This window comes from Falsiroseomonas sp. (assembly GCF_051860665.1).
GTDB lineage: Bacteria > Pseudomonadota > Alphaproteobacteria > Acetobacterales > Acetobacteraceae > Falsiroseomonas.
Window position 1 is genome coordinate 1 of sequence record NZ_JBHYDM010000040.1, and the last position, 15,324, is coordinate 15,324.

The 15,324-nt window shown below is 71.0% G+C and carries 15 protein-coding genes and 1 rRNA gene; 3 read left to right on the forward strand and 13 right to left on the reverse strand.

Annotated elements, in window-relative coordinates; all coding sequences use genetic code 11:
* Positions 1-181 (reverse strand): 16S ribosomal RNA (locus ACTIF1_RS23960); the annotation flags it as partial.
* 595 nt (positions 182-776) lie between these two features.
* Between ACTIF1_RS23960 and ACTIF1_RS23965 the strand changes: the two genes are divergently transcribed.
* Positions 777-1,949, forward strand: a complete 1,173-nt coding sequence (locus ACTIF1_RS23965) for a M23 family metallopeptidase (protein ID WP_439598974.1) — start codon at positions 777-779, stop codon at positions 1,947-1,949.
* Positions 1,950-1,952: 3 nt separating this feature from the next.
* On the opposite strand, the gene ACTIF1_RS23970 is transcribed toward ACTIF1_RS23965, so the two are convergent.
* Positions 1,953-3,638, reverse strand: a complete 1,686-nt coding sequence (locus ACTIF1_RS23970) for a Na/Pi cotransporter family protein (protein WP_439598975.1) — start codon at positions 3,636-3,638, stop codon at positions 1,953-1,955.
* Between the two features lie 163 nt (positions 3,639-3,801).
* Between ACTIF1_RS23970 and ACTIF1_RS23975 the strand changes: the two genes are divergently transcribed.
* A complete protein-coding gene (locus ACTIF1_RS23975) occupies positions 3,802-4,320 on the forward strand; it encodes a TspO/MBR family protein (protein ID WP_439598976.1) in 519 nt (172 codons plus the stop codon).
* Between the two features lie 307 nt (positions 4,321-4,627).
* Positions 4,628-5,593, forward strand: a complete 966-nt coding sequence (locus tag ACTIF1_RS23980) for a collagen-binding domain-containing protein (RefSeq protein ID WP_439598977.1) — start codon at positions 4,628-4,630, stop codon at positions 5,591-5,593.
* A gap of 2 nt (positions 5,594-5,595) precedes the next feature.
* Here ACTIF1_RS23980 and ACTIF1_RS23985 read toward each other — a convergent pair whose 3' ends face one another.
* From ACTIF1_RS23985 to ACTIF1_RS24035, 11 genes are all read right to left on the reverse strand, one after another.
* Positions 5,596-6,198 carry a septal ring lytic transglycosylase RlpA family protein gene (locus tag ACTIF1_RS23985; RefSeq protein WP_439598978.1) on the reverse strand — a complete coding sequence of 201 codons (603 nt, stop codon included), beginning with the start codon at positions 6,196-6,198 and terminating at the stop codon, positions 5,596-5,598.
* 57 nt (positions 6,199-6,255) lie between these two features.
* Entirely contained in the window at positions 6,256-7,134 is an 879-nt protein-coding gene (locus ACTIF1_RS23990; RefSeq protein ID WP_439598979.1) for an amidohydrolase family protein, read from the reverse strand.
* Positions 7,131-8,105 carry a Bug family tripartite tricarboxylate transporter substrate binding protein gene (locus ACTIF1_RS23995; RefSeq protein WP_439598980.1) on the reverse strand — a complete coding sequence of 325 codons (975 nt, stop codon included), beginning with the start codon at positions 8,103-8,105 and terminating at the stop codon, positions 7,131-7,133. The genes ACTIF1_RS23990 and ACTIF1_RS23995 overlap by 4 nt, the downstream gene beginning before the upstream one ends.
* A gap of 10 nt (positions 8,106-8,115) precedes the next feature.
* Positions 8,116-9,096 (reverse strand): Bug family tripartite tricarboxylate transporter substrate binding protein, encoded by a 981-nt coding sequence (locus ACTIF1_RS24000; protein WP_439598981.1) that lies wholly within the window; start codon positions 9,094-9,096, stop codon positions 8,116-8,118.
* Positions 9,093-10,301: a CaiB/BaiF CoA transferase family protein gene (locus tag ACTIF1_RS24005; RefSeq protein WP_439598982.1), complete on the reverse strand. Its 1,209-nt coding sequence runs from the start codon at positions 10,299-10,301 to the stop codon at positions 9,093-9,095. Before ACTIF1_RS24005 ends, ACTIF1_RS24000 begins: the two co-directional genes overlap by 4 nt.
* 2 nt (positions 10,302-10,303) lie before the next feature.
* Positions 10,304-11,020, reverse strand: coding sequence for a PIG-L deacetylase family protein (locus ACTIF1_RS24010; protein WP_439598983.1), 717 nt, complete (start codon positions 11,018-11,020; stop codon positions 10,304-10,306).
* 206 nt (positions 11,021-11,226) lie between these two features.
* Positions 11,227-12,147: a LysR family transcriptional regulator gene (locus tag ACTIF1_RS24015; protein ID WP_439598984.1), complete on the reverse strand. Its 921-nt coding sequence runs from the start codon at positions 12,145-12,147 to the stop codon at positions 11,227-11,229.
* A gap of 1 nt (position 12,148) precedes the next feature.
* Positions 12,149-12,466, reverse strand: coding sequence for a non-heme iron oxygenase ferredoxin subunit (locus ACTIF1_RS24020; protein WP_439598985.1), 318 nt, complete (start codon positions 12,464-12,466; stop codon positions 12,149-12,151).
* The gene (locus ACTIF1_RS24025) at positions 12,466-13,386 is read right to left on the reverse strand and encodes a dihydroorotate dehydrogenase (RefSeq protein ID WP_439598986.1); all 921 of its coding nucleotides are present in this window, start codon (positions 13,384-13,386) and stop codon (positions 12,466-12,468) included. The genes ACTIF1_RS24020 and ACTIF1_RS24025 overlap by 1 nt, the downstream gene beginning before the upstream one ends.
* A 2-nt stretch (positions 13,387-13,388) precedes the next feature.
* Complete coding sequence (locus tag ACTIF1_RS24030; protein ID WP_439598987.1) at positions 13,389-14,189, reverse strand: dihydroorotate dehydrogenase electron transfer subunit; 801 nt, start codon at positions 14,187-14,189, stop codon at positions 13,389-13,391.
* 7 nt (positions 14,190-14,196) lie between these two features.
* The gene (locus ACTIF1_RS24035) at positions 14,197-15,222 is read right to left on the reverse strand and encodes a hypothetical protein (RefSeq protein ID WP_439598988.1); all 1,026 of its coding nucleotides are present in this window, start codon (positions 15,220-15,222) and stop codon (positions 14,197-14,199) included.
* Between the last annotated feature and the right edge of the window lie 102 nt (positions 15,223-15,324).

Below are 15,324 nucleotides of genomic sequence, written 5' to 3' on the forward strand. Positions count from 1 at the left end.
TTTCTGCCTCAGCAGACATGCGGTATTAGCGTCAGTTTCCCAACGTTATCCCCCACCCCTGGACACATCCCTACGCGTTCCTCACCCGTCCGCCACTGCCAACCGAAGCTGACCGTGCGACTTGCATGTGTTAAGCATGCCGCCAGCGTTCACTCTGAGCCAGGATCAAACTCTCAGGTTCATCATCGCATCCATCCAATCACCATCTCTGGCATCGAACGAACACTCACAAACCCATCCCAACCCAATCAAAAACACCAACATAAATCCATCCGGCCACCCTTCCCCCCGCAACCAAACACAACCCACAACCGTGAGCCGCACCCAGCACAAGAGCCAAAGAGCAACCAATACTCTTCCCTCAACAGATACACAGCTTGAAAGAACAATGTCTCATCCGAGGCCAGAACCCTGACCACCGGCACCACCGCATCGCTGCGAGGGAGGAGACCGTCGCCTTAGCGGCGGGGGAGAGCATCTAGCGGATCTCTCCGCGGTTTGCAACCCCGCCTTTCCGGCGCCCCGACCCGGAACCGTGTGGCTCGTCGTCGGTGGGGGGCTTTTACGGGCCAGGGTGGGGGGAGTCAACACGGGGTCATGCATTACGTCACATGGCTGCCATAACTCCCAACCCCTTGACATTGCTGCGCACGTTACATTGCGGATGCGCCTTCTCGGTTGACTTCACCACCACCTGCCAAGAAGTTCCCGCCCGGGACCACTCGGGACATGACAACAGCATGATATCGAATTTGCGCCTCGCCCTTTGCCTTTGTGTGGGTTTCGCCGCCCCTGCGGCGCAGGCTTTCGCCCAGACCCAGGCATCGGAACCACCGGCGGAGGCGCAGCGAATCGTCACGGTCCGGCCAGGCGATACCCTGGGCGCGTTGCTGGACGAGGCTGGGGTGGAGGCCGCGGAGGCCCATGCCGCCATCGCCGCCCTCACCCCAGTCTTCGAACCGCGCCGCCTGGCGGTGGGGCAGGAGGTCGGGCTGCGCCTGGATGGCGAGAATGCCCTGCTGGGCCTCGAGATCGCCCCCCAGCCCGGCCATACCGTCGCCCTGCAGCGCCAGGGTGAGGGTTGGTCGGTGCAGGAAGTTGTCACCCCCCGCCTGCGCCACCTGGCCCGCATCGAGGCGCCGATCAGCGGCGGGGTCTTCCCGAGCCTGACCCGTGCCGGCCTGCCGGCTCCCCTCACCCATGCGCTGATCCGCGCCCTCTCGCATGAGGTCGACTTCCAGCGCGACATCCAGCCGGGCGATCGCATCGCGGTGGCCTTCGAGCGGCTGCGCGGCCCGGATGGGGACCTGCTGGGCCATGGCCAGCTGCATTATGCGGCGCTCACCCTGTCCGGCCGGGTGCTGGAGGTCTGGCGCCATGCCGGACCGGATGGCGATGTCGACTGGTACCGCGCCGATGGCCGGCCGCTGCGCGGCGGCTTCCTGCGCACCCCGCTGGACGGCGCGCGCCTGACCTCCGGCTTCGGCATGCGGCGCCATCCGGTGCTGGGCTATAGCCGCCGCCATGCCGGGCTGGATTTCGGCGCCCCCTCCGGCACGCCCATCTTCGCCGCGGCGGATGGCGTCGTCGCCTCCATCCGGATGGAGCGCGGCTATGGGCGCACCGTGCGGCTGCGCCATCCCGGCGGTGTGGAGACCGTCTATGCCCATATGTCGCGCTTCACCCGCGGGCTGAAGGCCGGGGAGCGTGTGCGGCAGGGCGCGGTGATCGGCGCCGTCGGCTCCTCCGGCATGTCGACCGGCCCGCACCTGCATTATGAGGTCCGCATCGCCGGCGTGGCGCAGAACCCGGCGCGGGTCGCGCTGCCGGGCGGGGAGCCGCTGCGCGGGCGGGACCTGGTGGCCTTCCACCAGAGCCGGCGCGAGCTGGGCAACCATATGGCGACGCTCACCAGCGCGCGCACCGAGGTGGCGCTGGCCGCCGACTGACCGCTACTGGCTGCCGGCCAGGCTCTCCTCCTCCAGCCGCGCCTCGGGGGAGAGCCGGCTGGGCAGCAATTCGCCGCGCCGCTCCAGCAGGGGGTGCGCCACCATGGCGAAATGCGCGCCGATCCGGCGCAGGTCGCGCACCGCATCCAGCAGCAGCCCGGCCGCGGCGCCACCCTCGGCGGCGCTGCGATCCGCGGCCTCCGCCATGCGGGCCAGGGCCAGGCGCTCGGCATCGCGCAGCGCCTCCTTCTCCCGCACCAGGCGGCGGGCGGCTTCCGCATCCTCCCGCATGAAGACCGCGACGGCCAGGCGAAGCTGGGCCTGCAGGCGCAGATGCAGTCCGGTGATCTCCGCCGCGATATCGGCGGGCAGCACCAGGCCCCGGCGCAGGCGCTTGGTCGCCAGCCCGCCGAGGTCCCGGTCCAGCACGTCGCCGGCATGTTCGAGGGAGACCGCAAAAGCGCGGATTTCGGCCAGGCGGCGGGCTTCCTCCTCGCCCAGCGCCTCCTGCGGGATGCGCGCCAGGTAGAACTGCACCTGGCGGTGCAGCCGGTCCACCACGTCATCCAGACGCTTGGCGGCCTTGGGGCCCTCCCGGTTGCCCTCCTGGAAGGCGGCTATCGAGGCGACCAGCATGGCCTCCACCGCATCGGCAATGCGCAAGACCTCCCGCGCGGCATTGGCGAGTGCCACGGGCGGCGTCTCCAGCGCCCCGGCATCGAGGTAGCGGGCGGCGCCGGCATCCTCGGCCTGAGCGCGGTCCGGCACCCAGCGTTCCAGCAGGCGGGAGAGCGGGCCGAGCAGCGGCCAGGCCAGCAGGGCCGTTCCTATATTGAAGGCGAGATGCGCCTGCGCCGCCGCCAGCGCGCCGACCGGGCCGAGCAGCGTGGCGGCCTGCGGCAGCACCGCGAGCACGATCGCCGCCCCCACCACCCGGTTCGCCAGGTTGCCCAGCGCCACGCGCAGCCGCGCCCGGTCCGGCCCCACCTCCCCGGTCGCGGCCAGCAGGGGGTTCATGGCGCTGCCGAGATTGGCGCCCAGCACCATGGCGATGCAGGCCTCCCCGCCCACGGCGCCGGAGGCGGCCAGCGCCGCGATGAACAGCATGGCGGCGACCGAGGAATGCGCCGCCCAGGCCAGCACTGCCGCCACCAGCAGGTTCGGTAGCGGCATGGAGGCGACCGCCTCGAGCACCTGGTGCAAGGCGGGGGAGGCCTCGACCAGCGCCATGGCCTGGCCGAGCAGGTGCAGCGAGGTCAGCATCAGCCCGAGCCCGATCACCACCCGGCCGAGATCCCGCGCCCGCCCGGCCGCGCCGCGGCGGAAGGTCACCACCCCGGCCAGCACCAGCCCCGGCGCCAGCGCCCCGGTGGGGAAGGACAGCACCAGCACGATCAGCGCCGTGCCGAGATTGGCGCCCAGCATGCCAGCCAAGGCGGGCGCCAGCGCCACCCCGGCGCCGGCGGCAAAGCTGCCCAGCATCAAGGCCGTGGCGGTGGAGGATTGCAGCGCGGCGGTGATCGCCAGCCCGGCCAGCACGGCTCGCGCCCGGCTGCCCAGCCCCACCCCCAGCACATGGCGCAGCCGCATCCCAAAGCCGCGCTGCACGCCGGACTGTACCATATGCAGCCCCCAGAGCAGCAGCGCGGCATGGCCCGCCAGTTCCACGAGCAGTGCGACCTGCGACACGACCGATCCTTGTCATAAAACTGCAATAATGGAGCCTAGACCTCTCCCGCCCGCTTGCAAACGGCGCCCGGACCCAGGCGGTTCACCAACACAGCTGGTCGAGCGCCCGCCGGGGGCTGCGAAGCCTGTGGACAGACTTGGCGCCCAAGTCCATCAAGGTTCCATGAACTGGACCCTTATCCTCGGCGCCCTCGGCTGCCTGGCGGCCTGCTTCGCGGCGGCCTCCACGGGCGCCATCTTCAAGCCCGGCGCCTGGTATGCGGGGCTGCGCAAGCCGTCCTGGAACCCGCCGAACTGGCTGTTCCCGATCGCCTGGTCGCTCCTCTACCTGATGATCGCGGCTGCCGGCTGGCTGGTCTGGCGCGAGGACGGCATCCGCCTGCCGATCCTGGTCTGGGCCGTGCAGCTGGTGCTGAATGCCGGCTGGTCGGCGGTCTTCTTCGGGCTGCGGAGGCTGGGCTGGGCGGTGGTCGAGGCCGCGGCGCTCTGGCTGTCGATCCTCGCCTGCATCCTCCTGTTTGCGCCGATTTCCGCGACCGCGGCCTGGCTGATGGTGCCCTACCTGGCCTGGGTCAGCTTCGCCGTCTTCCTCAGCTACACCATGTGGCGCCTGAACCCCGGCCCGCATCCGCGGATGCGGCGGGAGGAGGCCGGCACCCTCACCCAGCGGGCGCAGATGTAGGGCCTGTGGACAGCTGGGGCCGGGATGCGGCCGGCGAGGGATTTTTCGGGCTGGGAAGGAAGACAGCGGAGCCGATGGCTATCCATCGGCGAGCATGGTGGACAGCACCCAGCACGGAAAAGCACCGCCGGACGCGCCCGCAGCCCGGCTGTCCACAGGCCCCAACCTGTCGGCGCGCCTTACAGCCTGCGGGCGCCGCCTCGGGGCGCCCAGGGCAAGTGACTGAAACTGTTGCACGTTCCGGACTGGCACCGAGGTTGCATTAACCTGCCGCATTGGCTTTTCCATGCAGCAGGACACATTTTTGATGCAGCTCCGCAGCGCCCTCGCGGCCTTCGCCTTTCTCGCCGCCGCGCCGGCCGTCCAGGCCGGCCCCCTCACCGCCACCGAGATCCTGCGGCAGTTCAACGTCGTGACCACCGGCAATTTCTCGAGCAATTCGGATGTCGAGGGCCGCACGGTCGTCGGTGGCAATGCCGTCGGCGGCGCCACCTTCTTCAACAATCCCGGGGCGGCCGAGGCCTCGGAGTTCCGGGCACTGACCGTCTATGGCAGCGCCACCGTCAGCAACCCGCTGAACGTCAACAATGGCGGCGGCGTCACCATCGCCGGGACAGCGGCGGGCCCGATCAATACCAATGGCGGAGGCGGCCGCTCCATCGGCGGCGGGCCGGATGCGGCCGCTCCAAACCCCCTGCCCAGCTTCGCCGAGACGTTTGTCGCGCCGCTGAGCGCCCTGTCGGCGGAGCTGGCGCTGATGACGGCGAACAGCACGCTGCCCGGCGCGGCGACGCCTGGCTTCCCGAACAACGTGCCGATCACGGCCAGCGCCGGCGAAGGCCTGGCCGTGTTCAACGTGACGGTCGCGGAGCTCTCCGCCTTCGCCTCCTTCAGCGTCAACCTGAACGGGCGGGAGGGGGCGATCTTCAACGTCACCGGCACCTCCTATACCGGCCAGGCCAACTTCCTGAACGCGACCTCCGTGGCCCGCGACGTTATCTGGAACTTTGTCGATGCGACGAGCCTCGACTTCCAGCGGCAATGGGGCGGCACGGTGCTGGCGCCGCAGGCTGCGGTGCGCAATCACACGCCGATCGAGGGCAGCCTCTTCGCCGCCAGCTATGACGGCCGCGGCGAGATGCACAGCCAGCCGACGCGCCTGGATTTCCGCAGCAGCGATCCCGTGCCGGTGCCGGAACCGGCCAGCCTGGCCTTGTTCGGCCTGGGCCTGGCCGGCCTGGGCCTGGTCCGCCGCCGGCAGCGCGCTGCCTGAACTCAGCGGCGCCCCTGGCTGCGGGGCGCCGACCGCGGCACGGCGCGGGCGGCCGTTGTCCGAGCTGCGCTGCGGGGTGTCGCCCTCGCCCCCCTCACCGACGGGCGTGCGCCGGTCAGCGCCGTGGTCCGCGCTGCCCGCGGCACCGGCGCCGCCGCGGCCTGTCGGACGATCAGGCCGGAGCGCGTCGTCAGGCTGCCCCGCGGCGCCGCGCCCCCACCCTGCGGCACCGCGATCGGCACCACCCGCACCCGCGCCGTGCCGCTGTTCCGCATGCCGAGTTGCCGCGCCGTGCGCGGGCTCACATCCAGGATGCGCCGCCGCGAATGCGGCCCGCGATCGGCGATCCGCACCTGCGCGGTCTGCCCCGTCTCCAGATTGGTGACCCGTGCGATGGTGCCGAAGGGCAGCGTCCGGCTGGCCGCGGCATCGGATTGCGCGTCGAAACGCTCGCCATTGGCCATGCGCTGGCCGTGGAAGCGCGGGTGGTAATAGGAGGCCTCGCCCTGCAGCACGCGCCCCGCGGGCTCATCGCCGAAGGCCGGCGCACCACCCATGCAGGCCAGGCCCAGAACCGCAAAAAGCCATTTCCGCTGACCGGACATCGAAACCCCCTCGCTGTCTGTCACAGGACAGGACGCGCGAGGGGCCTGATGGTTCGCTCAGTCGGCCCAGTAGAGCCGGGTCGGGTTGTCCACCGTCACCTGGCGGATCAGCGCGGGGTCGTCGGTCATGGCGCCCAGCAGGTCCACCAGGTCGCCGTCATTCGGCATGTCGCCCGCGATATTCGGATGCGGCCAGTCGGTGCCCCAGAGGCAGCGATCCGGCGCCGCGGCCAACAATGCCTGGGCGAAGGGCACGGCATCCAGGAAGGGGGCGCCGGCGGAGGAGATCCGCTCCGAGCCACAGATCTTCACCCAGGCGAGCGGGTTCTTCATCAGCTCCAGCAGCTGCCGGAAGGCGGGCTGCGCCACGCCCTCCTTCGCCTTCACCCGCGCCATGTGGTCGATGACGAAGGGAATGCGGATGGAGGAGATGGTCTCGGCCAGGGGCACGATGTCCTGCGCATCCAGGTGCAGCACCACATGCCAGCCGAGTGCCTCGGCCTGGGCCAGCACGCGCTGGAAGAAGGCCATGTCCGGCATGCCGCCGAGGTGGCGGACGAAATTGAAGCGCACGCCGCGGATGCCGCCCGCATGCAGCCGGGCGAGCTCCGCATCCGTCACGCCGGGCTCCACCACCGCGACGCCGCGCATGCTGCCATTGGAGCGGGCGATGCCGTCCAGCGTCACCGTCATGTCGCTGCCGTGGCAGGAGGCATGCACGATGACGGCCCGCGACACGCCGAGTTTCCGGTGCAGCGCCACCAGCCCCTCATAGGGCGCGTCGGGCGGCGTATAGGCGCGGTCCTCGGCATAGGGAAACACGGCGCCGGGGCCGAAGACATGGCAATGCGAATCGCAGGCGCCGGGCGGCAGCACCAGGCGCGGGGTGCGGGTATCGGGGTCCGGGCCCTTGCAGGTGGGGATGTCTTTCTTCACTGGCGCGGAATCCCTGCCTTCTCGATCACTTCGGTCCAGCGCGCGGTATCGGCGCGCAGCAGTTCGCCCATGGCCTGGGCCGTGCCGCCGCGCGGCTCGACGCCCACCTCGGTCAGGGTGGCGCGCAGGTCGGCGCTGCCCAGCGCCTCGTTCACCGCGGCATTGATCGCGGCGATGGCCTCGGGCGGCGTGCCCGTGCGCGCCATCAGCGCATTCCAGGAGGCGGCGTCGTAATCCGGCACGCCGGCCTCCGTCAGCGTCGGCACATTCGGCAGGTTTTGGGCCCGCGTGCCCGAGGTCACCGCCAGGACGCGCAGCGCGCCGGCCTGGATCTGGCCCATGATCGGGCCGGTGATCTCGAAGGCCGCATCGACATCGCCGCGGATCAGCGCCGTGGTCAAAGCGGGCGTGGCCGGGAAGGCGATGGTCTCGAACTGCGTGGCGGAGCGGATCTTGAACAGCTCGGCCGAGAGGTTCTGCGTGCTGCCCGCGGTGATGCTGCCGATGTTCAGTTTTCCCGGGTTCGCCCGCAGCCGCGCCAGCAGGCCGGCGATGTCGCGATCCGGCGAATTCGGCGCGACCAGCACCGCGATGGGAAAGGCGCCCATGGTGACGACGGGCGCGAAATCCGCGATCGGGTCGAAGGGCAATTGCCGAAACAGCGCCTTGCTGATGGCGGTGCCGTTGGAGGCGACGAGCAGCGTATGCCCATCGGCCGGTGCCGCCATTACCTGCTGCCCGGCCACGATGCCGCCGGCCCCCGGCCGATTGTCGATCACCGCCGGCTGGCCGAGGCGTTCCGAGATGCGCTGCGCCACCGCGCGCGCGGTGAGGTCCGCGACGCCGCCGGGGCCGAAGGGCACGACGATGCGGATCGGGCGGCTGGGCGCCCAGGCCTGGGCGCGGGCGGTGCCGAGGGCCGGCAGAGCGAGGGCGGCGCCGAGGACGGCGCGACGCGAAAGGCTGTTCATGGTGCGCGCCTCAGTCATTCGTCACATTGGCGCGGCGGATGACATCCCCCCAGCGCGTGCGCTCGGCGATGATCATGTCGCGGAACTGCTCCGGCGTGCCGGGCGCGGCGTCCGCCCCTTCCGCCGCCAGGCGCGGCTTCAACTTCTCGCCCTGCAGGGCGCGAGCGCTGGCGGCGTTGATGCGGTCGATGATCGGGCGCGGCGTGCCGGCGGGGGCGACCAGCCCGTACCATTGCACCGCGTCGAAGCCGGTGACGCCCTGCTCATCCAGCGTCGGGATATCGGCGGCGCTCGACAGGCGCTGGAGGGAGGAGACGCCGATGGCCCGCAGCAGCCCGCTGCGCACCGGCGGCAGGATCGGCGGGCCGCCGGTCATCGTCATGTCGATCTGGCCGGCGATGAGGTCGTTCATCATCGGGCCGGTGCCGCGATAGGGCACATGCGTCAGCTCGATCCCCGTCGCCAGGCAGAAGGCCACCACCGCGGTATGCGCGGCGGAGCCGTTGCCGCCGGAGCCATAGGTGATGGCGCCCGGATTCGCCTTGGCGCGCGCGATCAGCTCCTGCACATTGGTGATCGGCAGCTTGCGCGTGTTCACCGCCAGGATATTGGCGACATTCGCCACCAGCACGATGGGGGCGAAGGAGGTGACCGTGTCGAAGGACAGGTTGCGGTACAGCGCCGGGTTCACGGCCAGCGTGCCGATATGGCCCATCATGATGGTATAGCCATCCGGCGCCGCGCGGGCGACGATCTCGCTGCCCAGCGTGCCGCCGGCACCGGCGCGGTTTTCCACCACGAAGGGCTGGCCGAAGGCTTCCTGCAGCTCGGCGCCCATGGCGCGGGCCAGGATGTCCGTGCTGCCGCCGGGGGTGAAGGGCACCACCAGCCGCACCGGCCGCTCCGGCCAATTGGACTGCGCGCGCAAAATGCCGGGTGTGGCGAGCAGGGTGGCGCCGGCCAGCAGGGCGCGGCGAGGCAGCTTGTTCATGGGGTTTCCTCGGGCTGGATCAGCGCATTGTCCTGCGCCAGGTCGTCGATTTCTTGGGCCGTCAGGCCGGCCTCGGTCAGCACGTCACGCCCCGCGGCGCCGAGGCGCTGCGCAGCCGGCAGGGTCGGCGCCATGCCGCCCGAGAGGATATTGGGCGCGCCGATGGCGAAGGTGGCGCCCTCCGTCGGGTGCTCCTCCTCTCGCACCATGCCGGTGGCGCGGAGGTGGGGGTCCGTCAGCAGGGATTCGATGGTGTTGTAGGGCATGGCCGGCACGTCGTGCTGGGTGAAGAGTTCCAGCCATTCCGCCGTGGTCCTGCCCACCAGCGCCGTGGCGCGCAGGGCAAAGTATTCCTTGGTATGCGCAGTGCGGGCCGCGACCTTGGCGAAGCGCGGATCCTCGATCAGTTCCGGCCGGCCGATGGCGCGGAAGAAGCCATGCGCCTGGGCATCGGTATTGGCGGAGACGCAGACGAAACCGTCCGCCGTCTTCAGCGGCCGCGCCTCCGGGCTCAGCACCCGCTGGTCGCCGGGCGGGCCGAGGGCGGGGCGGAAGGACATCGGGCCCAGATGTTCCTGCAGCACGAAGGCCGCCATATTCTCGAACATCGGGATTTCGAGGCTCTCGCCGCGCCCGGTCTTCTCCCGCCGATAGAGGGCAAAGCCGATCTGCTGGGCCGCGATCAGGCCGCAGACATGGTCCGCCACCAGCATCGGCACGTAGCGCGGCTCACCCGTGCTGGCCTCGAAGCAGCCGGCGATGCCGGAGACGCCCTGGATGACCGTGTCGTAGGCCGGCTTGCCGGCATAGGGGCCATCCGTCCGGAAGCCGACGATCGAGCAGTGGATCAGCCGCGGCAGTTTTTCCGCCATGGTGGCCGCATCCACGCCGAGGCGTTTTTGCGCCTCGGGCCGGATATTGGTCACCAGGATGTCGCAGCGCGCGGCGATGCGGGCCAGCACGGCCTTGGCGCGGGGGTGCTTCAGGTCCAGGCAGATCGACCGCTTGCCGCGGTTGAAATTAAGGAACTTGCCCGCCATGCCCGGCGTGCGGCCCTTGCCGCCGAGCTTGCGCAGCAGGTCGCCCTCCGGGCTCTCCAGCTTGATGACCTCCGCCCCCTGCTCCGCCAGGACGCCGGTGCAGACCGGGCCGACGACGACGGAGGAGAGGTCGAGCACACGCAGCCCGGCGAGCGGTCCGGCCATGGTCAGACCAGCTCTTCGAGGGCCTGCGGGAAGAGGCGCATATAGGCCTCGCCATAGACCATCGGCTTGCCGGAATTGCGGCCGCCCTGCATGCCGCGGTTCAGCGCGACGCGCTCATAATAGGCCCAGAGATGTTTCTGGGCGGGCAGGCACTGGAAGGCCTTGAACTTGGTCTCCCAGACCTCGGAGATGTTCAGCAGCACATCCGGCTTGAAGTCGCATTGCTCGGGCTGGTGCGGCTCGAACAGGAACATGGCCGGCGCGGAATAGGTGTAGTCGGCCTGCGGCTTGTGTCCCATCGCCTGGGCGATGACGCGCGCCTGCTGGGCGAAATGCGCGGCCTCGGGGTGGTCGAAGTTGTAGGGGTCCTTCAGCGCATGGCTGAGGACGAAGCTGGGATTCAGCTCGCGAAAGATGTCGATGGCGCGGTCGAGCATCTCGGGCGTATTGCCCAGCGGATAGTCGCCGGCATCCATGAATTCGATCTCGGCGCCGAGCACCGCGGCGGCCGCCTCGGCCTCCGCCTTGCGGCCGGCCTTCACAGATTCGAGGGTGGCGCCCTTCTCCTTCCAGGCGAACTGGCTCTCGCCGCGCTCGCCATAGGACATGCAGAGGATCTTCATGCGGTAGCCGCGCTTGGCATGCAGCGCGATGGCGCCACCGGCGCGCCAGACGAAATCGCCCGGATGGGCGGTGATGACGAGACCGGACTTTGGCATGCGCTTCCTCGGGGTGGCGGGTTTCGCCGGAAGATGGACGCGCGAGGCCGATGCGACAAATGGAAAGAACGGCGCGATTATGTAGTTTTATGCATGCCCTCAGTTGCCGGGCGGCCGCTCCGCGGCCTTGGCTGCGCGGCACGAGCCGCGGCGGGTCACGGCAGTGCCGCGACCGGCCGCTCGCCCGCCTACGGCGGGCGCAGGTCTCAGCCGGCCGCCGTGACGCGCCCCTTCGGCCGTGCCCGAAAATGCCGGCGCAGCAGGGCCAGCAGCGCCTCCGCCGCCGGGGAAAGCGGCACGCCGCGGCGGGACACGACGCCGAGCCGCCGCACCACCCCCGGGTCGCGCAGCGGCACCGCCACCACGCCGGGGGAGCCTGCCGCATCCACCGCCAGCAGCGGCACCACCGCCAGCGCCAGGCCGGCCTCCACCATGCTGATGGCGGTGGCCAGGTGCTGCACCTCGTAGCGCCATTCCATCGCATCCCGCCGCGGCCCCAGCGCCTCGTCCAGCAAGGCGCGATTGCCGGTATGCGGCGCGACGCGCACCAGCGGCCGTCCCTCGAGCTCCGCCCAGGACAGATGGGGGCGGCTGGCGAAGTCATGGGTCGCCGGGCAGGCAACGACAAAGGCCTCGGTCAGCAGGGGGACGATATCCAGGTCCCACCGGTTGGCGGAGACGATGGTGATGCCGAATTCCGCCTCCCCCCGCGCCACGCCATCGGCGATCTCGCTGGCCGAATTGTCGAAGACGCGCACGGTCACGGTCGGATGGCTGCGGGCGAATTCCACCAGCAGGCGCGGGATGTGGTGCACGGCGATGGTGGGCAGGCAGCCGATGGTGACGGTCTGCTCCCCCCGCCCCGCCCCGGCGCGCAATTCGGACAGGACCGCGACCAGCGCCTCCACCGGCCCGCGGGCGCGGCCGGCCAGTTCCAGCCCCGCCGGCGTCAGCGTCACCTGCCGGGTGGTGCGCGCCAGCAGGCGGCAGCCCAGCGCATCCTCGAACTTGCGGATGCGGTGCGAGAGGCCGGTCTGCGACAGGTTCAGATGCGCCGCCGCCTTGCGGAAGGACCCGCGCTCCGCAATGGACAGAAAGGCTTCCAGCCCGAGGAAATCGACGGCCATGTCAGGCGGTGCGCCCCTGGTCGAGCCGGATGCAGACCTCACCCTGGTCGAGGATCACATCCCAGACCAGCAGCGGCTCCCAGCAGGGTTCGCGGGTCGCGGCGCCGCTGCGGATGTCGAAGCGCCCGCCATGCACGTCGCACTCCACCTCGCCGTCACAGACGCGCCCCTCGCCCAGATGCCCCGGCCCGTGGCTGCAGGCGTTTTGCGTCACGAAGAACACGCCACCGAGGTTGAAGACCGCAAAGTCGCCCTCCGCGGTCTCCACCTTGCGGCCCTCGCCCTCCGGCACATGGCTTGTGGGGCAGAGGCGCAGCATCACTCCGCCGCCGGCCGCAGCCGCCCTGGCAAGGCGAGGCCGGTGAGGTCCGAAACCCGCGAGAAGCCGCGCCGCGCGCAAAAAGCTTCCAGCCCGTCGAGCACCGCCAGCATGGCATTGGGGCTGACGAAGCTGGCGGTGCCCACCTGCACCGCGCTGGCGCCGGCCATCAGGAATTCCACCGCATCCTCGGTGCTGGCGATGCCGCCCACGCCGATCACCGGAATCCGCACCGCCTGGGCGCATTGCCAGACCAGCCGCAGCGCGATGGGCTTGAAGGCCGGGCCGGAAAACCCGCCCATCCCCGCGCCCAGCTTCGGCGCCATCCGCTCGATATCGATGGCGAGCCCCAGGATGGTATTGGCCACCACCACCGCATCCGCCCCCGCCGCCTCCACCGCCCGCGCCACGGCGGCGATATCGGCGGTATTGGGCGAGAGCTTGGCCCAGATCGGCAGCGCGCAGGCCGCGCGCATGGCCGCTATGGCGGCGGCGGCCGAATCCGGATGCATGGCGAAGGCGCGGCCATCCTCCTCCAGATTCGGACAGGAGATGTTTGCTTCAATGGCCGCCACCCCCGGCGTCGCGGCCAGCCTGGCGGCCGCCTCGGCGAAGGCCGCGACCGTGTCGGCGGAGAGCGAGACCACCAGCGGCGGCGCGAAGCGGCGCCATTCGGCCATGGCATGCGCGCAGAAATGCGCCAGACCCTTGCCGGGGATGCCGATGGAATTCAGCACCCCCGCCTCCGTCTCGCAGAGGCGTGGCAGCGGATTGCCCTCGCGGTAGTGCGGCGTGATGGATTTCGTCACCAGCGCGCCCAGCCGGTTCAGGTCGAAGACCTGGGCCAGCTCCGGCCCGAATGTGCCGGAGGCCGGCATCACCGGATTGGCCAGCGTCATCCCGCCGATGCGGACCGCCATGTCTACCATGCCAGCGCCGCCTGCAGGTCGAAGACCGGCCCCTCGGCGCAGACGCGCAGGTTCTGCACGCTGCCATCCGGCGCGCGGATCTGCCGCACGCAGCAGAAGCACATGCCGAGGCCGCAGCCCATCTGCTGTTCCAGCGCGATCTGGCCGGGGATGCCGTATTCGGCGGCCAGGCTTTGCAGCAGCAGGAACAGCCGGTTGGAGCCGCAGGTGAAGACCGCATCCGGCCATTCCTTTTCGACCTGCGCGCGCAGCAGCGCCTCCACGGCCGGCACGGCGCTGCTGCCGTCGCTGTCGAAGACGGCGGTGATGGCGGCGTCCGAATCGCCGGCGAAGGCTTCGGCCATCAGATCCTCCGGCGCCTGGGCGGAGAGCACCGCCTGCACCGCGATGCCCCGGGCCGCGGCGGCTTCGGTCAGCGGCGCCAGGGTCGCCAGCCCCACGCCGCGGGCCAGGATCAGGATGCGCCGCCAGTCCGGTTCCAGGACGAAACCCTGGCCGAGCGGCCCGAGCAGCGAAAGCCCATCCCCCGCCCGCAGCGCCGCCAGCGCCGCGGTGCCGCGCCCCTTCACATGCAGCAGGAAGCCGAGTTCGCGCCCCGGCCCGCAGCGCCAGATGCTCATCGGCCGCCGCAGATAGGGCCCGTTGCCCGCCCCGTCCCGGCACAACAGATGAAAGAACTGCCCCGGACGGCTGGCGGCGGAGAGCGCGGGCGCATCCAGCAGCAGCCGGTGGTAGCGGCGGCCGACCGGCGTGCTCTCCACCACCCGCGCCGTTGCCTCCACCACCGGGAACATGCCTGGGCTACCGCAGGCTGCGGTTGCGGCGCGGCGTCGGGCCGCGGAAGCGCGGGCCTGCCGCCTCCCCCAGCCCGAAGCGCAGGCCGAGCCTGCGCAGCCGCGCCTTCCGCCAGGCGATGGCGGCCAAGGCGAGGTCGCCGATCGCCATGCCCTGCAGCACCGCCAGCACATTCTGGCCCGGCGCGCCCCGCCCCGGCGCCAGCCCCGCCGCCACCAGGCCCAGATCCGGCGCCACCTGCCGCGCCAGCGCCAGCTCGGTGGTGGCGCCGGCCGCCATCCAGGCGCCGAGATTGCCGCCGGGGCGGCTGAAATCCGCGCTGTCCACGAAGAAGGCTTCGGCCCAGCCCAGCACATCCGCCGCCACATCCGCCTGGCCCAGCGCCACCAGCGTCGCCCCTGGCGCCAGGTCCGCGGCGCCGATCACCGGCGCCGTGGCGCTGCTGACGGTGATGACGAGGCCCGCCTTCGCCGCGGCTTCGGCCGGCGAGGCCGCCGCTTCCAGCTTCAGGGCCAGGCTGCCCTGGCGAGCCGCACAAAAAGCCTCCACCGCCTCCGCCTGCCGGGCGGCCACATGCAGCGTGGCGAGTCCCGGCAGGGCCAGCGCCAGCGCCGCCGGCAGATGGGCCGCGATCCGGCCGGCGCCGATCACCGCCGCGCTGGTCACGCCCGGCGCCGCCAGCAGCTTCGCAGCCAGGGCCGCCGTGCTCGCCGTGCGCAGGGACCGCAGCCAGGAGGCCTCGATCAGCGCCAGCGGCCGCCCCTGGATGTCGGTGAGAAAAAACCAGTCCCGCGCCGCCTCGCCTTCCGACAACAGCCGAAAACCGGCGAGGCCCGAGTCCGGCAGCATCGCGCCCTTCACCCGGAACTGCGCGCCGGGGGTCGCGAGCCGCAGGCTGGGCGGGTCGGAGAGCACCTGGCGGGCCTGGCCGTATTCGCGCCAGGCCTCCGTGACCGCCTCCAGCGCCTCCTCCGGGGTCACCACCCCCTCGGCCTCACCGCTGCGGAGGATCAGGAAATCGTCGTTGTCCATGCGGCGCCCGGCCCAGTGTGCTGCCGCGAAGGTGCGGCTTCCCAAGACTTAGGCCAAGCGCCCTGCCCTTGCCACCTCCGCCCCCCTGGGCAAGCCTGCCCC

Coding starts and splice junctions, on each gene's coding strand:
- ACTIF1_RS23975 (WP_439598976.1), top strand. CDS start 3,802: ATGAACTGGACCCTTATCCTCGGCGCCCTCGGCTGCCTGGCGGCCTGC.
- ACTIF1_RS23980 (WP_439598977.1), top strand. CDS start 4,628: ATGCAGCTCCGCAGCGCCCTCGCGGCCTTCGCCTTTCTCGCCGCCGCG.
- ACTIF1_RS23985 (WP_439598978.1), bottom strand. CDS start 6,198: ATGTCCGGTCAGCGGAAATGGCTTTTTGCGGTTCTGGGCCTGGCCTGC.
- ACTIF1_RS23995 (WP_439598980.1), bottom strand. CDS start 8,105: ATGAACAGCCTTTCGCGTCGCGCCGTCCTCGGCGCCGCCCTCGCTCTG.
- ACTIF1_RS24000 (WP_439598981.1), bottom strand. CDS start 9,096: ATGAACAAGCTGCCTCGCCGCGCCCTGCTGGCCGGCGCCACCCTGCTC.
- ACTIF1_RS24005 (WP_439598982.1), bottom strand. CDS start 10,301: ATGGCCGGACCGCTCGCCGGGCTGCGTGTGCTCGACCTCTCCTCCGTC.
- ACTIF1_RS24010 (WP_439598983.1), bottom strand. CDS start 11,020: ATGCCAAAGTCCGGTCTCGTCATCACCGCCCATCCGGGCGATTTCGTC.
- ACTIF1_RS24015 (WP_439598984.1), bottom strand. CDS start 12,147: ATGGCCGTCGATTTCCTCGGGCTGGAAGCCTTTCTGTCCATTGCGGAG.
- ACTIF1_RS24020 (WP_439598985.1), bottom strand. CDS start 12,466: ATGCTGCGCCTCTGCCCCACAAGCCATGTGCCGGAGGGCGAGGGCCGC.
- ACTIF1_RS24025 (WP_439598986.1), bottom strand. CDS start 13,386: ATGGCGGTCCGCATCGGCGGGATGACGCTGGCCAATCCGGTGATGCCG.
- ACTIF1_RS24030 (WP_439598987.1), bottom strand. CDS start 14,189: ATGTTCCCGGTGGTGGAGGCAACGGCGCGGGTGGTGGAGAGCACGCCG.
- ACTIF1_RS24035 (WP_439598988.1), bottom strand. CDS start 15,222: ATGGACAACGACGATTTCCTGATCCTCCGCAGCGGTGAGGCCGAGGGG.